Source organism: Ideonella sp. B508-1 (assembly GCF_000333615.1).
GTDB lineage: Bacteria > Pseudomonadota > Gammaproteobacteria > Burkholderiales > Burkholderiaceae_C > Ideonella.
Genome location: NZ_BADL01000295.1, coordinates 1 through 16,744 on the forward strand (window position 1 = coordinate 1; position 16,744 = coordinate 16,744).

Consider the following 16,744-nt stretch of genomic DNA (forward strand, 5'->3'; position numbering starts at 1 on the left):
ACGGCCCAGCGCGGCTCACGGGTGACGAAGCCCAGGCGCTCCTGCAGGGCCCGGTCGTTCACCTTGTAGACCACGCCGTCGATGTCGAAGGGCAGGCTGTCGCGCAGCGCCGCCATGCGCTCGTGAAAGGCCACCAGGCCCGCGGCGCCCTGCACCACCGCGCGGTGCTCACACACCGGCAGGCCCAGCGCCGCCACGGCGTCCAGCAGGCCGCTGTGGGTGGCTGGCACGTCCCAGCCCTGCACCTCGCCCAGGCCGTAGGCATAGAAACTCAGCGGGCGCTTGGCGGCAATGGCCGGGTCCAGCTGGCGCACCGCGCCGGCGGCGGCATTGCGCGGGTTGACGAAGGTCTTCTCGTTCTTGGCGCCCGCGGCAATCAGCGCGCGCTGCCGCTCGTTCAGGGCCTCGAAGTCGTCGCGCCGCATGAAGACCTCGCCGCGGATCTCCAGCACCGGCGGCGTGGCGCCGATCAGCCGCAGCGGGATCTGGCCGATGGTGCGGATGTTTTGGGTCACGTCCTCGCCGGTCTCGCCATCGCCCCGGGTGGCGGCCTGCACCAGCACGCCGTGCTCGTAGCGCAGGTTCATGGCCAGACCATCGAACTTCAGCTCGGCGGCGTACTCGATGGGGGCCGCGTCTTCGGCCAGGGCCAGCTCACGCCGCACCCGGGCATCAAAGGCCTCGGCCCCGCCAGCGGTGGTGTCGGTCTCGGTGCGGATGGACAGCATCGCCACCGCGTGGCGCACCGGGGTGAAGCCATCCAGCACGCGCCCCCCCACCCGCTGGGTGGGCGAGTCGGCCGTCAGCAGGCTGGGGTACTGCGCCTCCAGCGCCTGCAAGCGCTGGAACAGGCGGTCGTACTCGGCATCGGGCAGCTCAGGAGCATCCAGCACGTAGTACTGGTGGGCGTGATGGTGCAGCGTGGCGCGCAGCTGTGCGGCCTCGGCAGCCGCCTCGGGCGGCACCGATGTTTCATTCATGGGCATGGCAGAGCCTGGAACAGGTCAGCTGAAAAGACGCCGCGCCGCCGCGGTGCCGGCGGCCAGATCGTGCTGCTCCAGCGCGCGGTACAGCCGACCCAGCTCCTGGCCGATGGTGGCAAAGGCGTGCAGCGTGATCACGGTGCCGCGGTCGTCCACCAGGGTGGCATCCAGGTCGTCGGCCAGGCGGCGGGCACATTCCTGCCAGGCGGCAAAGGGCTCGCCGCTCTCAGGCGTCTGCGGCACGTCCAGACTCAGAGACACCTCGCGCAGCGCGGCCTGCCCCGGATCGTCGGACAGGGCCACCTGCGAATCGAAGGCCAGCACCAGCACCGGCGGCGCACCCTCGTCGGCCGAAGGCAGCACCAGCCGGCCCGGCACCGCGCCCGGCACGAAGCCGTGGCGGGCTGCGCACTGCTGCAGATAGCCCACCGACCAGGCCACCGAATTGGCCCGCAGCAAGGCACCCAGCTGGGCGTCGTGCTGGCTGGCGAAGGCGTCCAGCTCGCGGGCGCGGGCCACCACGTCCAGCATGTCGGGGAAGTCCACCGTCGCGCCCAGCGCGTCGGCAAAGGGCTGGATCTTCTGGACGAACTCGGAGTACTCGATCTCGTTGACGGCGCCGCTGCGGTTGGCCATCTGCAAGCCGGCCTGGAATTCGCCGTAGCGCTGGCCCGGCCGCGGCACTTCCCATTCGCCGCTGTCGGCGTTCAGGCCCTCGATCTGGAAGGGCTTGCCACCGGCGCGCCGGGTGGGCGGCAGGTGTTGCAGGGCCAATTCACCGCTCACCGGCCCTTCGGGCGTGAGGGTAGCGATGGCGTCGATCAGCGCGTCGATGCGGGCACTGCGGCGGGTGGGTGTCGGCCGGGCCACGCCGGGCTCGGTCAGCGCCGCCACGGGATCGGCCAGAGAGGGCTCCTCGCCCCCGGCCGCCCCGCCCTCACCCAGCGAAGGCTCCTGGCGCTCGCCCAGCTCCGGCAGGGCCCGCGGCCCCGCCTTGCGGGCCGCCCAGGCGCCCTGCACCACCACCCCCAGCAGCACCACGCCAGCCAGAATGGCCAGCCCCACGGTCAACGTCATGCCGCCTCCATCATGTTGACGGCGGCTTCCATGTCCACCGCCACGATGCGGGACACGCCTTGCTCTTGCATGGTCACCCCAATGAGCTGTTCGGCCATTTCCATGGCGATCTTGTTGTGCGAGATGAACAGGAACTGCGTGCCCTTGGTGGACATCTCGGCCACCAGCCGGGCGTAGCGTTCCGTGTTGGCGTCGTCCAGCGGCGCGTCCACCTCGTCGAGCAGACAGAACGGCGCCGGGTTCAGCATGAAGATGGCGAACACCAGCGCGATGGCGGTCAGGGCCTTTTCGCCCCCCGACAGCAGGTGGATGGTCGAGTTCTTCTTGCCCGGCGGCTGGGCCATCACCTGCACGCCCGCGTCCAGCACCTCGTCACCGGTCATGATGAGCTTGGCCGTGCCACCGCCGAACAGGCTGGGGAACATGCGGCCGAAGCCCTCGTTGACCTGGTTGAAGGTGCTCATCAGCAGGTCGCGGGTTTCCAGGTCGATCTTGTGGATCGCGCCTTCCAGCGTGGTGATGGCGTCCATCAGGTCGGCGTTCTGCGCATCCAGGAAGGTCTTGCGCTCGCGCGCGGCGGCCAGTTCGTCCAGCGCGGCCAGGTTGACGGCGCCCAGGCTGGCGATCTCGCGGTTGATGCGGTCGATCTCGCCCTGCAGACCGTAGAGCTTGACCTGCCCTTCCTCGATGGCGCGGGCCAGGGCCTCCAGGTCCACCTCGGCGGCGGTCAGCTGCTCCAGGTACTGCTGGCCCCCCAGCGCGGCGGCCTGCTGCTCCAGCTGCAGCTTGGTGATGCGCTCGCGCAGCGGCTCCAGGCTGCGCTCGAAGCCCAGGCGCTGCTCGTCGGCCTGGCGCAGCTGGTGCGACAGCTCGTCATAGCGGATGCGCGTTTTCGCCAGGGCCTCTTCCTTCTCGGCGCGGATGGCCAGGGCCTCCTGCAGGCCGGCCTGGGCGGCGGCGTCGTTGAAGCTCTCCAGCTCCAACTGCAGCTGTTCGCCGCTGGCGGTGTTGGCGTGGATCTGCTGCTGGGCGGTTTCGATGGCGCGCTGCAGCTCACCCCGGCGCGAGGCCAGCGCGCGGGCCTGGAACTGGGCTTCCTGGGCCTGGCGCTCCAGGGCGCGCAGCTGCTCGCGGGCGCCGGCCAGCTTGCGCTCGGCCTGGATCACCGCCTCTTCCAGCTCGGCATGGCGCTCCTGGGTGTTGGCCAGTTCCATGTCCAGCTCTTCGAAGCGGGCCTCGCCGGTGGCGCGGCGCTCCGAGAGCTCGTCCATCTGGCCATCGATCTCGGCCAGCTCCTCTTCCAGCTGGCCGCGCCGGGTGTTGGCGGCCTCGGCCTGCTGGCTCAGCTGCACCCACTGCATCTGCAGCTGGTGGGCCTGGGATTGGGTGTCGCTGGCTTCGCGCCGGGCCTGGGCCAGGCGCTGGGCGGCCTCGGTGTAGGCCGCCTCCAGCCGGACCAGCGCGGTGCGGGCCTCGTCCACCAACAGGGCCTGGGCGCGGGTGCCACGGTCCAGGTTCTCGATCTCCTGGGCGCGGGCCAGCATGCCGGCCTGCTCGGAATCCTCGGCGTAGAAGTTGACCGCGAACTGCGAGACCGCATGGCCCTTCTGGGTCATCAGCAGCTCGCCGTGCTGCAGCTGGGCGCGGCGGGCCAGTGCGTCTTCCACGCTGGCGGCGGTGTAGACGCCGGCCAGCCAGTCGGTCAGCAAGGCCTTGAGGCCCGCGTCTTCCACCCGCAGCAAGTCGGCCAGCGGGGCCAGGCCCGCGGTGCCGGCCGGCGGATGAACCGCCCCCGTGGCCGGCGGCGAATAGAAGGCCAGCTTGGCCGGCGGGGCGTCCTGCTCGAAGGCCCGCACCGTCTCCAGCCGGCCCACGGACAGGGCGTTCAGGCGTTCGCGCAGCGCGGCTTCCAGCGCCACTTCCCAGCCGGATTCGATGTGCACCTTGGTCCACAGGCCTTGCAGGCCGTCCAGCCCGTGCTTGGCCAGCCAGGGCTTGAGCTTGCCCCTCGTCTGCACCTTCTCCTGCAGGGTGCGCAAGGCCTCCCAGGCGGCGGTCAGGTCGGCCTGCTTGGCGCCTTCGCGGTTGACCAGGTCTGCTGCGTGCGGCGCTGCTCGTCCAGTGCGGGCAGTTGTTCGTTCAGCTCGTGCAGCCGGGCTTGGCCTTCCGCCGGGCTTCTTCGGGGATGGAGAGCTCTTCGCGCAGTGGTGGCAATTGTCNAGCGTCCGGCGCGGCCAGGCCCTGGCGCTCGCTGGCCAGGCGTTCACGCCGGGCGCGCAGGCCACGGCTCTGCTCGTCGATGTTGCGGCTTTCGGCGGCCAGCACCTGGATCTGCTGCTGCACCTGGGCCACCACCGTGCGCTGCTCGTTGGCACGGGCCTGGGCGGCGCGCACGGCCTCCTCGTGCTGGGGCGAGGAACCGGCCTCTTCCTCGGCCTGGGCGGCCAGGATCTCGGCCTGCTCCTCCGCCGCGGCGATCTGCTCGGCGATGGTCTCCTGCTCGGCCAGGGCCTCTTCGCGGCGCTGCTGCCACTGCTCGTTCTGAGCCTGCAGCTCGCCCAGGCGGGCCTGGGCCCGCTGGCGGCCTTCGACCACGTAGCGGATGCGCTCCTCCAGCCGGCTCACCTCCAGCGAGGCCTGGGCCAGGTCACCCTGGCGGGTGTGCAGCGCGTCGGAAGCCTCGTAATGGGCCTGGCGAATGGTCTCGAGCTGGGCCTCGACATGGCGCAGCTCGGCCATGCGCGACTCCAGCGCATTGGTGGCCTCCAGCATGGCCAGCTTGACCCGCTCTTCCTCGGTGGCCGCGTCGCGGTGCTTGAGGAACCAGAGCTGGTGCAGTTTGAGCGTGCCCTGCTCCTGCAGGCCGCGGTAACGGGTGGCCACCTCGGCCTGGTGCTCCAGCTTGTCGAGGTTGGCGTTGAGCTCGCGCAGGATGTCCTCGACCCGGGTCAGGTTCTCGCGCGTGTCCTTCAGGCGGTTCTCGGTCTCGCGGCGGCGTTCCTTGTACTTGGAGACGCCGGCGGCCTCTTCCAGGAACAGGCGCAGTTCCTCGGGCCGCGACTCGATGATGCGGCTGATGGTGCCCTGGCCGATGATGGCGTAGGCCCGTGGGCCCAGGCCGGTGCCCAGGAACACGTCCTGCACATCGCGCCGGCGCACCGCCTGGTTGTTGATGAAGTAGCTGCTGTTGCCGTCGCGCGTGAGCACGCGCTTGACGGCGATTTCGGCGTACTGGTTCCAGACGCCACCGGCCCGGCCGCTCTCGTTGTTGAACACCAGCTCGACGCTGGCGCGGCTGGCCGGCTTGCGGTTGCCGGAACCGTTGAAGATCACGTCCTGCATGGACTCGCCACGCAGTTCGCTGGCCTTGGATTCGCCCAGCACCCAGCGCACCGCGTCCATGATGTTGGACTTGCCGCAGCCATTGGGGCCCACCACGCCCACGCGCTGCCCGGGCAGCTGGAAGGTGGTGGGCTCGGCGAAGGACTTGAAGCCGGAAAGCTTGATCTGGTTGAGCCGCATGCAGTGGGGGAACGGCGCCGACCCTTCGGTGGATCAGGCCTCCTCGCTAACCTGTTGATTTATGAGTATTTTTTGCCCGAAACAGGGCAAATGATGTGCGCAGGATGATATCATCGCGCACTCCAATGCCCGGGCTGGTGCAGCAGCCCGAATCCCCTGTCTGGGCCGCCCGGCCATCCGTCGGCGTCGGCCCTGTTTGTTTTGCGCATTGCGCCTGTGCTGCCATGGCCCGTACCCCCGCCGCCCCCAAGACGCCCGTGAAGACCCCCTCGAAGACCACTTCGAAGCCTGCTGCCAAGCCGGCCCGCGCCGCCAAGGCCGCCGCCGCGGCCACGACCGAGCGCCCGATGCCGGTCAACCCGCCGAGCGCGCCCTCGAAGGAGCTGCATGTCTTCCCGAACCCGGCGCCCGAGCGTGACTACGTCATCCAGTTCCAGATCCCCGAGTTCACCTGCCACTGCCCGCTGACCGGCCAGCCGGACTTCGCCCACTTCGTCATCGACATGGTGGCCGACAAGCTGTGCGTGGAGCTCAAGAGCCTGAAGATGTATATGTGGAGCTTCCGCAACGAAGGCGCCTTCCACGAGAAGGTGACCAACGACATCCTCAGCAAGATCGTGGCCACCACCAACCCGCGCTACGCCCGCATCACCGCCCGCTGGTATGTGCGCGGCGGCATCTACACCAATGTGATCGCCGAGCACCGCAAGCGCGGCTGGAAGGGCGACGCCGTGGTGCCGGCCCCTCACCTGCCGCACGCCACCGGCCTCTGACGCCTTGCCCAAGCTCGCCCCGCGTGCCCCATCGCCAGCATCTCAGCCACCGGTCATCTTCGGGCCACCCGCGCCCGACCGGGAGGCCTTGCTGATGGGCTGCCTGGCCATCCGCCCGCCCTATCAGAAGTACGACGTGGCGGTACGGCGCAGCCCGATCGACGGCTTCGGCGTGTTCGCGCTGGAGCCGGTGCCGCGCTGGCAGAAGATCGGCGAAGTCCGCGGCGAGTCCATCACCGTGGCCGAGGCCCGGCGTCGCGCCGCCACACTGGCGCGCATCATGATCGTCGAGGTCTCGCACAAGACGGCGGTGGACCTGGCCCGCTCGACCGACCCGATGCGCTTCACCAACCACAGCTGCCAGCCCAATGCGCGGCTGAGCGTGGACGAGGGCCGCATCGAGTTCTACGCGCTGCGCGACATCGCCGTGGGCGAAGAGCTGACTGTGAACTACGGCGACACCCACCACGAAGGCCGCCTGGCCTGCAGCTGCGGCGCCCCGGGCTGCCTGGCCGGCTCTGAATCAGGCCGACGCCGGGCCCGGCCGGCTTCGGCCCGGGGGCAAGCCAATGGTCCAGGGGCTTTTCCAGGGGCCTGCACGTCGATGGCTTTGCCAGGTGGCCGTTCATGCCCGCGGCCTGGCAGCGCTCCCCGTCTTCCTTGTAGACATGGGCCGTCATGGCCAGGATGGGCGTGCCAGTGTGCAGCGGCAGGGCCCGAATGCGCGCGTGGCCTCCAGGCCGTCCATCAAGGGCATGTGCATGTCCATCAGGATCAGGTCGTAGGCCTGGCTCTGGGCCCGCGCCACCGCCAGCACGCCGTCGCTGGCGCAGTCCACCACCAGGCCGTGGCGCACCAGCATGGCCTGCATCACCTCCAGGTTGACCGGGTTGTCGTCCACCACCAGGGCCCGATGCCCATCCCAGCGCACCGGGCCACGGGCCGACTGCGGCAGGGCTTCGGCCGGGGTGAACTCCTGCGGCGTCTGCAAGGGCACGACGATCCAGAAGCGGCTGCCCTCGCCCAGCTGGCTGGCCACGCCGATCTGCCCGCCCATCAGCTGGCAGAGCTGACGGCTGATGGTCAGCCCCAGCCCCGTGCCGCCGAAGCGGCGGGTGGTGGAGACGTCCGCCTGCTCGAAGGCATCGAAGACCCGGGCCTGCTGCTCGGGCGACAGGCCGATGCCGGTGTCCCACACCTCGCAGCGCAGCCAGACCTGCTGGCCTTCGCGGCGCAGCATCTGCACCCGCAAGCCCACCTCGCCCACCGAGGTGAACTTGATCGCGTTGCCCAGGAAGTTCAGCAGGATCTGACCCAGCCGCCGCTCGTCGCCGCGCAGGTAGGCGGGCAGCAGCGGATCGATGTCGGTGCGCAGCTGCAGCTTCTTGTCGCGCGCCCCCTGCTCCACCATGACCATGGTCCGGTGCAGCAGATCGACCGGCGAGAAGGTGACGATTTCCAAGGACAGCTTGCCCGCCTCGATGCGGGACAGGTCCAGCACATCGTTGATCAGGCCCATCAGGTGGCCGGCCGCGGTGGACACCTTGCCCAGCCGCTCCAGCTGCTCGGGCTCCTTGGCGGCGTCGCGCATCAGCCCCGTCAGCCCGATGATGGCGTTCATCGGCGTGCGGATCTCGTGGCTCATGTTGGCCAGGAAGGCGCTCTTGGCCCGGCTGCTGGTCTCGGCCGCCTCCTTGGCCGCGGCCAGTTCGGCGGTGCGCTCGCGCACCTCCTGCTCCAGCCGCTGGTTGAGGGTCTGCAACTGCGACTCGCTGGTCCGCAGGGCCGTCTCGGCCAGCTTGCGCTGGGCCAGCTCGTCGGACAGCGAGCGCAGGTTGGCCACCAGGTGCTCGCGCATCAGGTTGAAGGCCCGGCTCAGGCGCTGGAGCTCGTCGGTGCCCTGCACCGGCATCTGCCGGGCCAGCTCGCCCCCGGCCACGGCCTCGGCGTTGCGGCTGAGCTCGTCCACCGGGCGGGCCATGCGGTCGGCGATGGTCCAGGCCGCCCCCAGGGCCAGCACGGTCAGCACGCCCATGAAGATCAGCCAATCTTGCTCACGGGAATGGGCCAGTTGCTCGTAGCGCCCCCAGTCCTCGTAAGCCAGCACCCGCAGGTCGGTGCCGGGCACCGGCTCGATGGCGCCACGCAGCCGTCCGCCCTGCCAAGCCACATCGACATGCTTGGCACTGGTGCGTGTGAGGTCGGCCGGCAGAGGGTCGCCGCTCTGGACTTCCGGATCGGTCCAGGCACGCACCGCGCCGTTGCCGTCGAACACCAGGCCCTGCATGGCGGGCTGGTCGGCCAGGGCCTCGGACAGCGCCTGGCCCAAGAGGCTCTCTTCCAGCCGCATGCGCAGCAGGCCCACCACCTTGCCCTCGGCACGGATGGGCCCCAGCACGAACAAGACGCCGCGGCCGTCTTCCGGCGAATGCATCGGCCCCACGATCGAAGGGTAGGTGCGAGAGGCCGCCTGCCGGTAGTAAGCCTCCGATGCCTCGATGCGGCCGATGCGCTGGGCCTGGGTGTCGGCGATGTCGATGCCCGCCGCGTCCAGCACGCCCACCGAGGTGGTGTTCACCGGCTCGCGCAGGCTCACCATGTTGACGACCTTGTTGAGCCACAGCGCGTCGACCTTGTCCGGATGCTGCACGGCCTCGGCCAGCCCGGGGATGGCTGCATCGGCGCGGATGTTGTCCTGCAGGTGGAACAGTCGCTGGCTCAGCCCCCGCGCGGCCTCCTGACCCAGGCCGCTGAGGATCTGGTCCTGGCCGTCCAGGATCTGCTGGACATCGCGCCGCAGCTGCAGGCCCGAGACGATGCCCAGGGGCAGCACCGCCACCCCGAACAGCATCGTGGCCACGAACAGGCGGGTTCTCATGGCAGCAGTTCCCCGTCGAGCAGGTCGGCCGCGATCATCGGTCGCGCCACCGAGCCCTTGTCCACGAAGTAGTCGCTGTAGCGCTGCACGATGGGCGCCAGGCCCGGCCCCTTGCCATCGACGCCGATCATCAATTGCCGGTTGTGTGCCAGATCGATCAGGCGCAGGCCCTGCAGGGAGATGCGGTCGGGCTCCATGTTCACCCGCCGGGCCAGCAGCTTGCGTGCGTCCTCGGGATGGGTCAGCCACCAGTCCAGGGCCTGGAACCAGAAGCGCAGGAAGCGCTTGAGCAGCCGGCTGCGCCGCTGGATGGTGGCATTGGTGGCCACCAGCACATCGGACACCAGCCCCGGCGTTTCCAGGCTGGTGAACAGCTTCTGCGCCCCGGCCGCCACGGCCCGGGAGGCGTAGGGATCCCAGGTGTGGCCCACGTCCAGCTTGCCGGCCCCCATCAGTGCGGGCACCTCGGCCGCATCGGCATTGACCCAGGACCAGTGCGCCGACTCCAGGTGATGGCGCCGGATGAACTCCTGCAGGAAGACCTCGCCGAAGCCGCCCAGGTTGGTGCCAATGGTGTAGTGCCCGTCGGGGCGCAGCCTCAGCCCGGGCCGGGCCAGCACCATGTCGCCACCGGCGGATTCATCGGTGATGGTGATCACCTTGACCGCCAGGTGGCCCCGCGTGATGGTGATGAGGTCGCCCAGCGAGGCGCCCATCACGTCGTAGCGGCCCGCCGTGAAGTCGGCCAGCATCTTGTCGGTGTCCCCGGGGTAGAAGACCTTGAGCTGAATGCCTTCGGGCAACAGCCAACCCAGTTCGTCGGCCAGCACGCCGGGCAGATAGCCCGGCCACAGGTCAATGGCCAGGCGCAGGGTTTCGCTGGCCTGAGAGGGCTCCGGGGGAACGGCCACAGGCCGACAGCCCGCCGGCCAGCAGCGGCGCGGCTGCAGCATGCAGCAGCCGGCGTCGTCTCATCGCCCCGCTCCCGCTCGCCACATGGTCGGTGCACTTCCCGTCAATCTTTTTTTGCCGGATCCGAACCCGACCCCCAACATACGCCGACCCGCGTACATCGTGCTGATGCATGCGGGTGGGGACGGACGATCCTACAAGATTTGTTGCAAATCCGGACTTGTCGTTTCGCGCAGGCGACACCCGGGCCGCTCGCCGATAATTCGCGCCCATGAACCCGCTGCTCGGCCGGCTGCACGCCTACCCCTTCGAACGCCTGCGCGCCCTCACGCGCGACATCACCCCCAACCCGGCCTTGCGGCCCATCAGCCTGGGCATCGGCGAGCCCAAGCACCCGGCTCCGGCCCTGGTGGAGGAAGCCCTGTGCGCCCACCTCTCCGGCCTGTCCAGCTACCCCGCCACCGCCGGCGAGCCGGCCCTGCGCGAGGCGATTGCCGGCTGGGTGCAACGCCGCTACGGCGTGACGCTGGACGCCGCCACCCAGGTGCTGCCGGTCAACGGCTCGCGCGAGGCGCTGTTCTCGCTGGCCCAGACGGTGCTGGACCCGGGCGAGCGCGACGCGGTGGTGGTCTGCCCCAACCCGTTCTATCAAATCTATGAAGGCGCAGCCCTGCTGGGCGGCGCCAACACGGCCTTCGCCAACAGCGATCCGGCCCGCAATTTCGCCTGCGACTGGTCGCAGATCGACGAGGCCACCTGGGCCCGCACCCGCCTGGTCTTTGCCTGCTCGCCCGGCAACCCCACCGGCGCCGTGATGCCGCTGGACGAATGGCAGCGTCTGTTCGAGCTGAGTGACCGACATGGTTTCGTGATCGCCAGCGATGAGTGCTATTCGGAGATCTACTTCCGTTCTGAAGCCCCGCTGGGGGCGTTGCAGGCCGCCAAGGCCCTGGGCCGTGACGACTTCCGCAACCTGGTCGTGCTCTCCAGCCTGTCCAAGCGCTCCAACGTGCCGGGCATGCGCTCGGGCTTTGTGGCCGGCGACGCCCGCATCCTCAAGGCCTTCCTGCTCTACCGCACCTACCACGGCAGCGCGATGAGCAAGACGGTGCAGATGGCCAGCATTGCCGCCTGGAACGACGAGGCCCATGTGCAGGCCAACCGGGCCCAGTACCGCCAGAAGTTCGAGCGCGTCACCCCCATGCTGGCCGAGGTGCTGGACGTGAAGCTGCCCGACGCCAGCTTCTACCTCTGGGCCGCCGTGCCCGGGGGCGACGACATCGCCTTCAGCCTGGGCTTGCTCGCTCAATACAATGTGGCGGTGCTGCCCGGCAGCCTGCTGGCCCGTGAGGCCCATGGCGTGAACCCCGGCGCCGGCCGCATCCGCATGGCCCTGGTGGCCGAACTCGACGAGTGCGTGGAAGCCGCCCAGCGCATCGTCGACTACACCCGATCCCTCTGACCTTCCCTCCCTGCCCTGTCATGACACAACAACTGCAGACCATCATCGAAACCGCCTGGGACCAGCGCGCCGAACTGAGCACCACCCAGGCCCCGGCCGACGTGCGCGAGGCAGTGGCCCATGTCATCGCCGAGTTGGACGCCGGCCGCCTGCGCGTGGCCGAACGCCAGGCCGTGGGCCAGTGGCAGGTCAACCAATGGGTCAAGAAGGCGGTGCTGCTGTCCTTCCGCCTGAACGACAACCGCGTGATGCGCGCCGGCGAGCTGGCCTTCTTCGACAAGGTGGACACCAAGTTCGGCGCCATGGACGACGCCACCCTGGCCGCCACCGGCGTGCGCGTGGTGCCGCCGGCCGTGGCCCGCCGTGGCAGCTTCGTGGCCAAGGGCGCCATCCTGATGCCCAGCTACGTGAACATCGGCGCCTACGTGGACGAAGGCACCATGGTCGACACCTGGGCCACCGTCGGCTCCTGCGCCCAGGTCGGCAAGAACGTGCACCTGTCCGGCGGCGTGGGCCTGGGCGGCGTGCTCGAACCCCTGCAGGCCAACCCGACCATCATCGAGGACAACTGCTTCATCGGCGCCCGCTCCGAGGTGGTCGAAGGCGTGATCGTCGAGGAGAACTCGGTGATCGGCATGGGTGTGTACATCGGCCAGAGCACCCCGCTGTTCAACCGCGAGACCGGCGAGATCAGCTACGGCCGCGTGCCCAGCGGCTCGGTGGTGGTCAGCGGCAACCTGCCCAAGACGACGGCCTCCGGCCAGGCCTACAGCATGTACGCGGCCATCATCGTCAAGCGCGTGGACGCCCAGACCCGCTCCAAGACCAGCATCAACGACCTGCTGCGCGGCTGACACGGCACGCCCGCCGTTGGCCCCTTCTGCCCTTTTTCCACCTATGCTGTCGGCTCCGACCTTTGGGAGATCTCGCGGATGAACATGCAACGTGTCCTGCAGCTGATGGCGGAAAAGGGGGCCTCAGACCTCTACCTGTCGGCCAATGCCCCGGCGCTGCTGAAGATCAACGGGCAGCTGATGCCCATCACCGACCATGTGCTGGCCCCCAGCATGCCCCGCGCCCTGCTGGCCGAGGTGCTGTCGGCCGAGCAGCTTGAGGAGCTCGACCAGACCGGTGAACTCAACATCGGCATCGGCATCCCCAAGGTCGGCAGCTTCCGCCTCTCGGGCTTCAAGCAGCGCAACAGCATCGCCGCGGTGGTGCGTTGCGTGCCGGTCAAGATCCCCTCGATCGACACACTGAACCTGCCGCCCATCCTGGCGCCGCTGTCGCTGGAAAAGCGCGGCCTGATCCTGATGGTGGGGGCCACCGGCACCGGCAAGAGCACCACCATGGCCGCCATGCTGGAGTGGCGCAACCAGAACGTCTCGGGCCACATCCTCACCATCGAAGACCCGATCGAGTTCCTGTTCAACAACAAGCGCTCGATCGTCAACCAGCGCGAGGTGGGGCGCGACACGGCCAGCATGCACATCGCGCTGAAGAACGCGCTGCGCCAGGCCCCGGACTGCATCATGATCGGCGAGATCCGCGACCGCGAGACCATGTCGCAGACGATCTCCTACGCCCTGTCGGGCCACCTGGTGCTGGCCACGCTGCACGCCAACAACAGCTACCACGCCCTGGGCCGGATCCTCTCCTTCTACACACCCGAAGCCCGCCCGGCCCTGCTGGCCGACCTGTCCGCCGCCCTCAAGGCCATCGTCTCGCAGCGCCTGCTGCGCTCGATGAAGGGCGGCCGCATTCCGGCGGTGGAGGTGATGCAGAACTCCAAGCTGGTGGCCGAGATGATCGAGAAGGGCGACTTCGCTGGCGTCAAGGAGGCGATGGAGCGCTCCCTGGCCGAAGGTTCCCAGACCTTCGAGCAGGAGCTGTCCAAGATGATCAAGGAAGGCCTGGTCTCGCGCGACGAGGCCCTGGCCCAGGCCGATTCGCCCACCAACCTGCTGTGGCGCCTGCAAAACGAGCAGGCCCCGGTCTCGCGCGTGGCGCCCACCCCGGCCGAGCCCGACAGCCCCTCCTTCACCGAGATCACGCTGGACGTGGTGCCCGAGACGGCCACGCCCGCCCCCCTGGTTGGCGCCCGCACGCGCTGAACCCGCTCCTGCAGTCCTGATGTCCGATACCCTGCGCCTGGTCGAAGACCTGATCGCCCGCCCTTCCGTCACCCCGGCCGACCATGGTTGCCAGGACCTGATCGCCCAGCGGCTCACCGCCCTGGGCTTCGTGGCCGAGCACCTGCCCTTCGGCCCGGAGGACTTCCGCGTCCAGAACCTGTGGGCCGTGCACGATGGCGGCCGCCCCGGCCCCACGGTGGTCTTCGCCGGCCACACCGACGTGGTGCCGCCCGGCCCGCTGGCCCTGTGGAACAGCGACCCCTTCGTGCCCAGCCACCGCGAGGGCAAGCTCTTCGGCCGTGGCGCGGCGGACATGAAGACCTCGGTGGCCGCCATGGTGGTGGCCGCCGAAGAGTTCGTGCGGGCCCACCCAGGGCATGCCGGGCGGGTCGCCTTCCTGATCACCAGCGACGAGGAAGGCCCCTCGGTCGACGGCACCGTCAAGGTGGTGCAAGCCCTGCGCGAGCGTGGCGAGCGGCTGGACTGCTGCATCGTCGGCGAGCCTACCTGCGTCGAGAAGCTCGGCGACATGATCAAGAACGGCCGCCGCGGCTCGCTCTCGGGCAAGCTGGTCGTCACCGGCGTGCAGGGCCATGTGGCCTACCCGCAGCTGGCGCGCAACCCGGTGCATGAAGCCGCCCCGGCCCTGGCCCAACTGGCCGCCACCGAATGGGATGCGGGCAACGAATACTTTCCGCCCACCACCTGGCAGATCTCCAACATCCACGCCGGCACCGGTGCCACCAACGTGATTCCGGGCGAGCTGGTGGTGGACTTCAACTTCCGCTTCTCCACCGCCTCCACGCCCGAAAGCCTGAAGGCCCGCGTGGCCCAGGTGCTGGATCGCCACCAGCTGCAGTGGCGCATCGACTGGACCCTGGGTGGCGAGCCCTTTCTGACCCCGGTGGGCAGCCTGGTCACCGCGCTGAGCGAGGCCATCCAGGCGGAGACCGGTGTGAGGACCGAGCTCTCCACCACCGGCGGCACCTCCGATGGCCGCTTCATTGCCAAGCTGTGCGAACAGGTGGTGGAATTCGGTCCGGTGAACGTCACCATCCACAAGGTCAACGAGCATGTGGCCGTGGACAGCGTGGAGCCACTGAAGAACATCTACCGCCGCACCCTGGAAACCCTGCTGGCCTGACCCATGACCGTCCTGGAACTGATCGAGCGCAGCAGCGCCCGCCTCACCGAGGCGGGCGTTTCGTTTGGGCATGGCACCACCAACGCCTTCGACGAGGCCGCCTGGCTGGTGCTGTGGTCGCTGGACCTGCCGCTGGACGCGCTGGACGAGGTGGCCGAGCAACCGGTGCCGCCCGACGAAGCCGCCCAGGCCGCCGAGCTGATCGAGCGCCGCATCCACAGCCGCCAGCCGGCCGCCTACCTGACCGGCGAGGCCTGGCTGCAGGGCGTGCCCTTCACGGTGGACCCGCGGGTCATCGTGCCGCGCTCGCTGATCGCCGAGTGCCTGGCCGATGCCACCATCGACCCCTGGCTCAGCGAAGAGACCCACACTGTGCTGGACCTGTGCACCGGCAACGGCAGCTTGGCCGTGCTGGCCGCCATGGCCTGGCCCGAGGTGCAGGTCACCGGCGCCGACCTCTCCGACGATGCGCTGGCCGTGGCCCGCATCAACATCGCGCGGCACGGCCTGGCCGACCGCATCCGCCTGGCCCAGGGCGACGGCTTGCACGCCGTCACGGGCCAGACCTTCGACCTCATCCTCTGCAACCCGCCCTATGTGAACGCCGAAGCGATGGCGGCCCTGCCGCCGGAATACCTGGCCGAACCCCAGCTCGCCCTGTCCGGCAATGCCGCCGGCGGACACGACGGCATGGACTTCATCCGCCCCCTGCTGCGACAGGCCGCGGCGCACATGAACCCCGGCGCCGTGCTGGTGCTGGAGATCGGCCATGAGCGCGACTTCTTCGAAGCCGCCTTCCCTCTCCTGGACGTCGTCTGGCTGCCCACCAGCGCCGGCGACGACCAGGTGCTGCTCGTCACCCGCGATGCGCTGACCGCGCCTGGCGCCCTGCCCGGCCCGGCCTGAACCCGCGGGGGACGTCGAACCGCATTCGGACGTTCCATGATCACTCTTCGCAATGTGACGCTGCGCCGCGGCGTCAAGGTGGTGCTCGACAGCGCCACCGTCACCCTCAACCCCGGCGAGAAGGTCGGCCTGGTCGGCCGCAACGGCGCCGGCAAGTCCAGCCTGTTCGCCATGCTGGCCCACCGCCTGGGCGCCGACGCGGGCGACTTCGAGATCCCGCCCAAGTGGCGCCTGGGCGAGGTGGCCCAGCACATGCCCGAGGTGGACACCCCGGCCACCGATTTCGTACTGCAGGGCGACCTGCCGCTGATGGAGGCCCAGGCCGCGCTGGATGCGGCCGAAGCCGCCGACGACGGCCACGCCATGGCCGAGGCCCACCTGGCGCTGGAAGAAGCCGGCGCCTTCGACGCCAAGGCCCGCGCCCAGACCCTGCTGCTGGGCCTGGGCTTCAAGCTCGACCAGGTGATGGCGCCGGTCAACAGCTTCTCCGGCGGCTGGCGCATGCGCCTGCAGCTGGCCCGCGCCCTGATGTGCCCCAGCGACCTGCTGCTGCTGGACGAGCCCACCAACCACCTGGACCTGGACGCCCTGGTCTGGCTGGAAGGCTGGCTGCAGCGCTACGCCGGCACCCTGCTGGTCATCAGCCACGACCGCGAGTTCCTGGATGCCATCACCACCGTCACCTTGCACCTGGACGAGGCCAAGCTGACCCGCTACGGCGGCAACTACACCCGCTTCGAGGAAATGCGCGCCGAGCGCATGGAGCAGCAGGCCGCGGCCTTCTCCAAGCAGCAGGACCGCATCGCCCACCTGCAGAAGTTCATCGACCGCTTCAAGGCCAAGGCCACCAAGGCCAAGCAGGCCCAGAGCCGGGTCAAGGCCCTGGCGCGGATGGAAAACCTCGCCCCGGTGCTCACCGCGGCCGATTTCAGCTTCGAGTTCCGCGAGCCGA

The 16,744-nt window shown here is 69.5% G+C and carries 11 protein-coding genes and 2 pseudogenes; 8 read left to right on the forward strand and 5 right to left on the reverse strand.

All coding sequences use genetic code 11. The features are described 5' to 3' along the window. The 3 genes and pseudogenes from ligA to smc all read right to left on the reverse strand — a co-directional run. Nucleotides 1-980, reverse strand: a 980-nt coding sequence (gene ligA / locus I73_RS12700) for an NAD-dependent DNA ligase LigA (RefSeq protein WP_026096670.1), incomplete at its 3' end; no start/stop codon positions are given. 24 nt (nt 981-1,004) lie between these two features. Beyond that, entirely contained in the window at nt 1,005-2,060 is a 1,056-nt protein-coding gene (locus tag I73_RS12705) for a cell division protein ZipA C-terminal FtsZ-binding domain-containing protein (protein WP_022980958.1), read from the reverse strand. Next, nucleotides 2,057-5,582 (reverse strand): annotated as a pseudogene (smc, locus tag I73_RS27710) (chromosome segregation protein SMC). Before smc ends, I73_RS12705 begins: the two are co-directional and overlap by 4 nt. A 347-nt stretch (nt 5,583-5,929) precedes the next feature. Here smc and queF point away from each other — a divergent pair. Both queF and I73_RS31640 read left to right on the forward strand, forming a co-directional pair. Then, nucleotides 5,930-6,355 carry a preQ(1) synthase gene (gene queF / locus I73_RS27715; protein WP_040500338.1) on the forward strand — a complete coding sequence of 142 codons (426 nt, stop codon included), beginning with the start codon at nt 5,930-5,932 and terminating at the stop codon, nt 6,353-6,355. 94 nt (nt 6,356-6,449) lie between these two features. Beyond that, nucleotides 6,450-6,752: pseudogene (locus I73_RS31640) on the forward strand (SET domain-containing protein); the annotation flags it as partial. A 279-nt stretch (nt 6,753-7,031) separates the two neighbouring features. Here I73_RS31640 and I73_RS30920 read toward each other — a convergent pair. Next, nucleotides 7,032-9,233 (reverse strand): hybrid sensor histidine kinase/response regulator, encoded by a 2,202-nt coding sequence (locus I73_RS30920; RefSeq protein WP_083876705.1) that lies wholly within the window; start codon nt 9,231-9,233, stop codon nt 7,032-7,034. Beyond that, nucleotides 9,230-10,144: an ABC transporter substrate-binding protein gene (locus I73_RS12730; RefSeq protein ID WP_159105883.1), complete on the reverse strand. Its 915-nt coding sequence runs from the start codon at nt 10,142-10,144 to the stop codon at nt 9,230-9,232. Before I73_RS12730 ends, I73_RS30920 begins: the two co-directional genes overlap by 4 nt. 272 nt (nt 10,145-10,416) lie before the next feature. On the opposite strand from I73_RS12730, the gene dapC reads away from it, so the two are divergent. From dapC to I73_RS12760, 6 genes are all read left to right on the forward strand, one after another. Then, a complete protein-coding gene (gene dapC, locus I73_RS12735) occupies nt 10,417-11,607 on the forward strand; it encodes a succinyldiaminopimelate transaminase (protein ID WP_022980962.1) in 1,191 nt (396 codons plus the stop codon). A gap of 20 nt (nt 11,608-11,627) precedes the next feature. Continuing rightward, nucleotides 11,628-12,461, forward strand: coding sequence for a 2,3,4,5-tetrahydropyridine-2,6-dicarboxylate N-succinyltransferase (gene dapD / locus I73_RS12740; RefSeq protein ID WP_022980963.1), 834 nt, complete (start codon nt 11,628-11,630; stop codon nt 12,459-12,461). Between the two features lie 84 nt (nt 12,462-12,545). Then, nucleotides 12,546-13,721 (forward strand): PilT/PilU family type 4a pilus ATPase, encoded by a 1,176-nt coding sequence (locus tag I73_RS27725; protein WP_040500337.1) that lies wholly within the window; start codon nt 12,546-12,548, stop codon nt 13,719-13,721. A 19-nt stretch (nt 13,722-13,740) separates the two neighbouring features. Then, nucleotides 13,741-14,886 carry a succinyl-diaminopimelate desuccinylase gene (gene dapE / locus I73_RS12750; RefSeq protein WP_022980965.1) on the forward strand — a complete coding sequence of 382 codons (1,146 nt, stop codon included), beginning with the start codon at nt 13,741-13,743 and terminating at the stop codon, nt 14,884-14,886. Nucleotides 14,887-14,889: 3 nt separating this feature from the next. Then, nucleotides 14,890-15,792 carry a 50S ribosomal protein L3 N(5)-glutamine methyltransferase gene (gene prmB, locus I73_RS12755; RefSeq protein WP_022980966.1) on the forward strand — a complete coding sequence of 301 codons (903 nt, stop codon included), beginning with the start codon at nt 14,890-14,892 and terminating at the stop codon, nt 15,790-15,792. A gap of 36 nt (nt 15,793-15,828) precedes the next feature. Next, a partial coding sequence (locus I73_RS12760) for an ABC-F family ATP-binding cassette domain-containing protein (RefSeq protein ID WP_022980967.1) occupies nt 15,829-16,744 on the forward strand: 916 nt, incomplete at its 3' end.

Bases quoted from the DNA above. Each gene is read 5' to 3' on its own strand.
- I73_RS12705 (WP_022980958.1), bottom strand. From the start codon at position 2,060: ATGACGTTGACCGTGGGGCTGGCCATTCTGGCTGGCGTGGTGCTGCTG.
- queF (WP_040500338.1), top strand. From the start codon at position 5,930: ATGCCGGTCAACCCGCCGAGCGCGCCCTCGAAGGAGCTGCATGTCTTC.
- I73_RS30920 (WP_083876705.1), bottom strand. From the start codon at position 9,233: ATGAGAACCCGCCTGTTCGTGGCCACGATGCTGTTCGGGGTGGCGGTG.
- dapC (WP_022980962.1), top strand. From the start codon at position 10,417: ATGAACCCGCTGCTCGGCCGGCTGCACGCCTACCCCTTCGAACGCCTG.
- dapD (WP_022980963.1), top strand. From the start codon at position 11,628: ATGACACAACAACTGCAGACCATCATCGAAACCGCCTGGGACCAGCGC.
- I73_RS27725 (WP_040500337.1), top strand. From the start codon at position 12,546: ATGCAACGTGTCCTGCAGCTGATGGCGGAAAAGGGGGCCTCAGACCTC.
- dapE (WP_022980965.1), top strand. From the start codon at position 13,741: ATGTCCGATACCCTGCGCCTGGTCGAAGACCTGATCGCCCGCCCTTCC.
- prmB (WP_022980966.1), top strand. From the start codon at position 14,890: ATGACCGTCCTGGAACTGATCGAGCGCAGCAGCGCCCGCCTCACCGAG.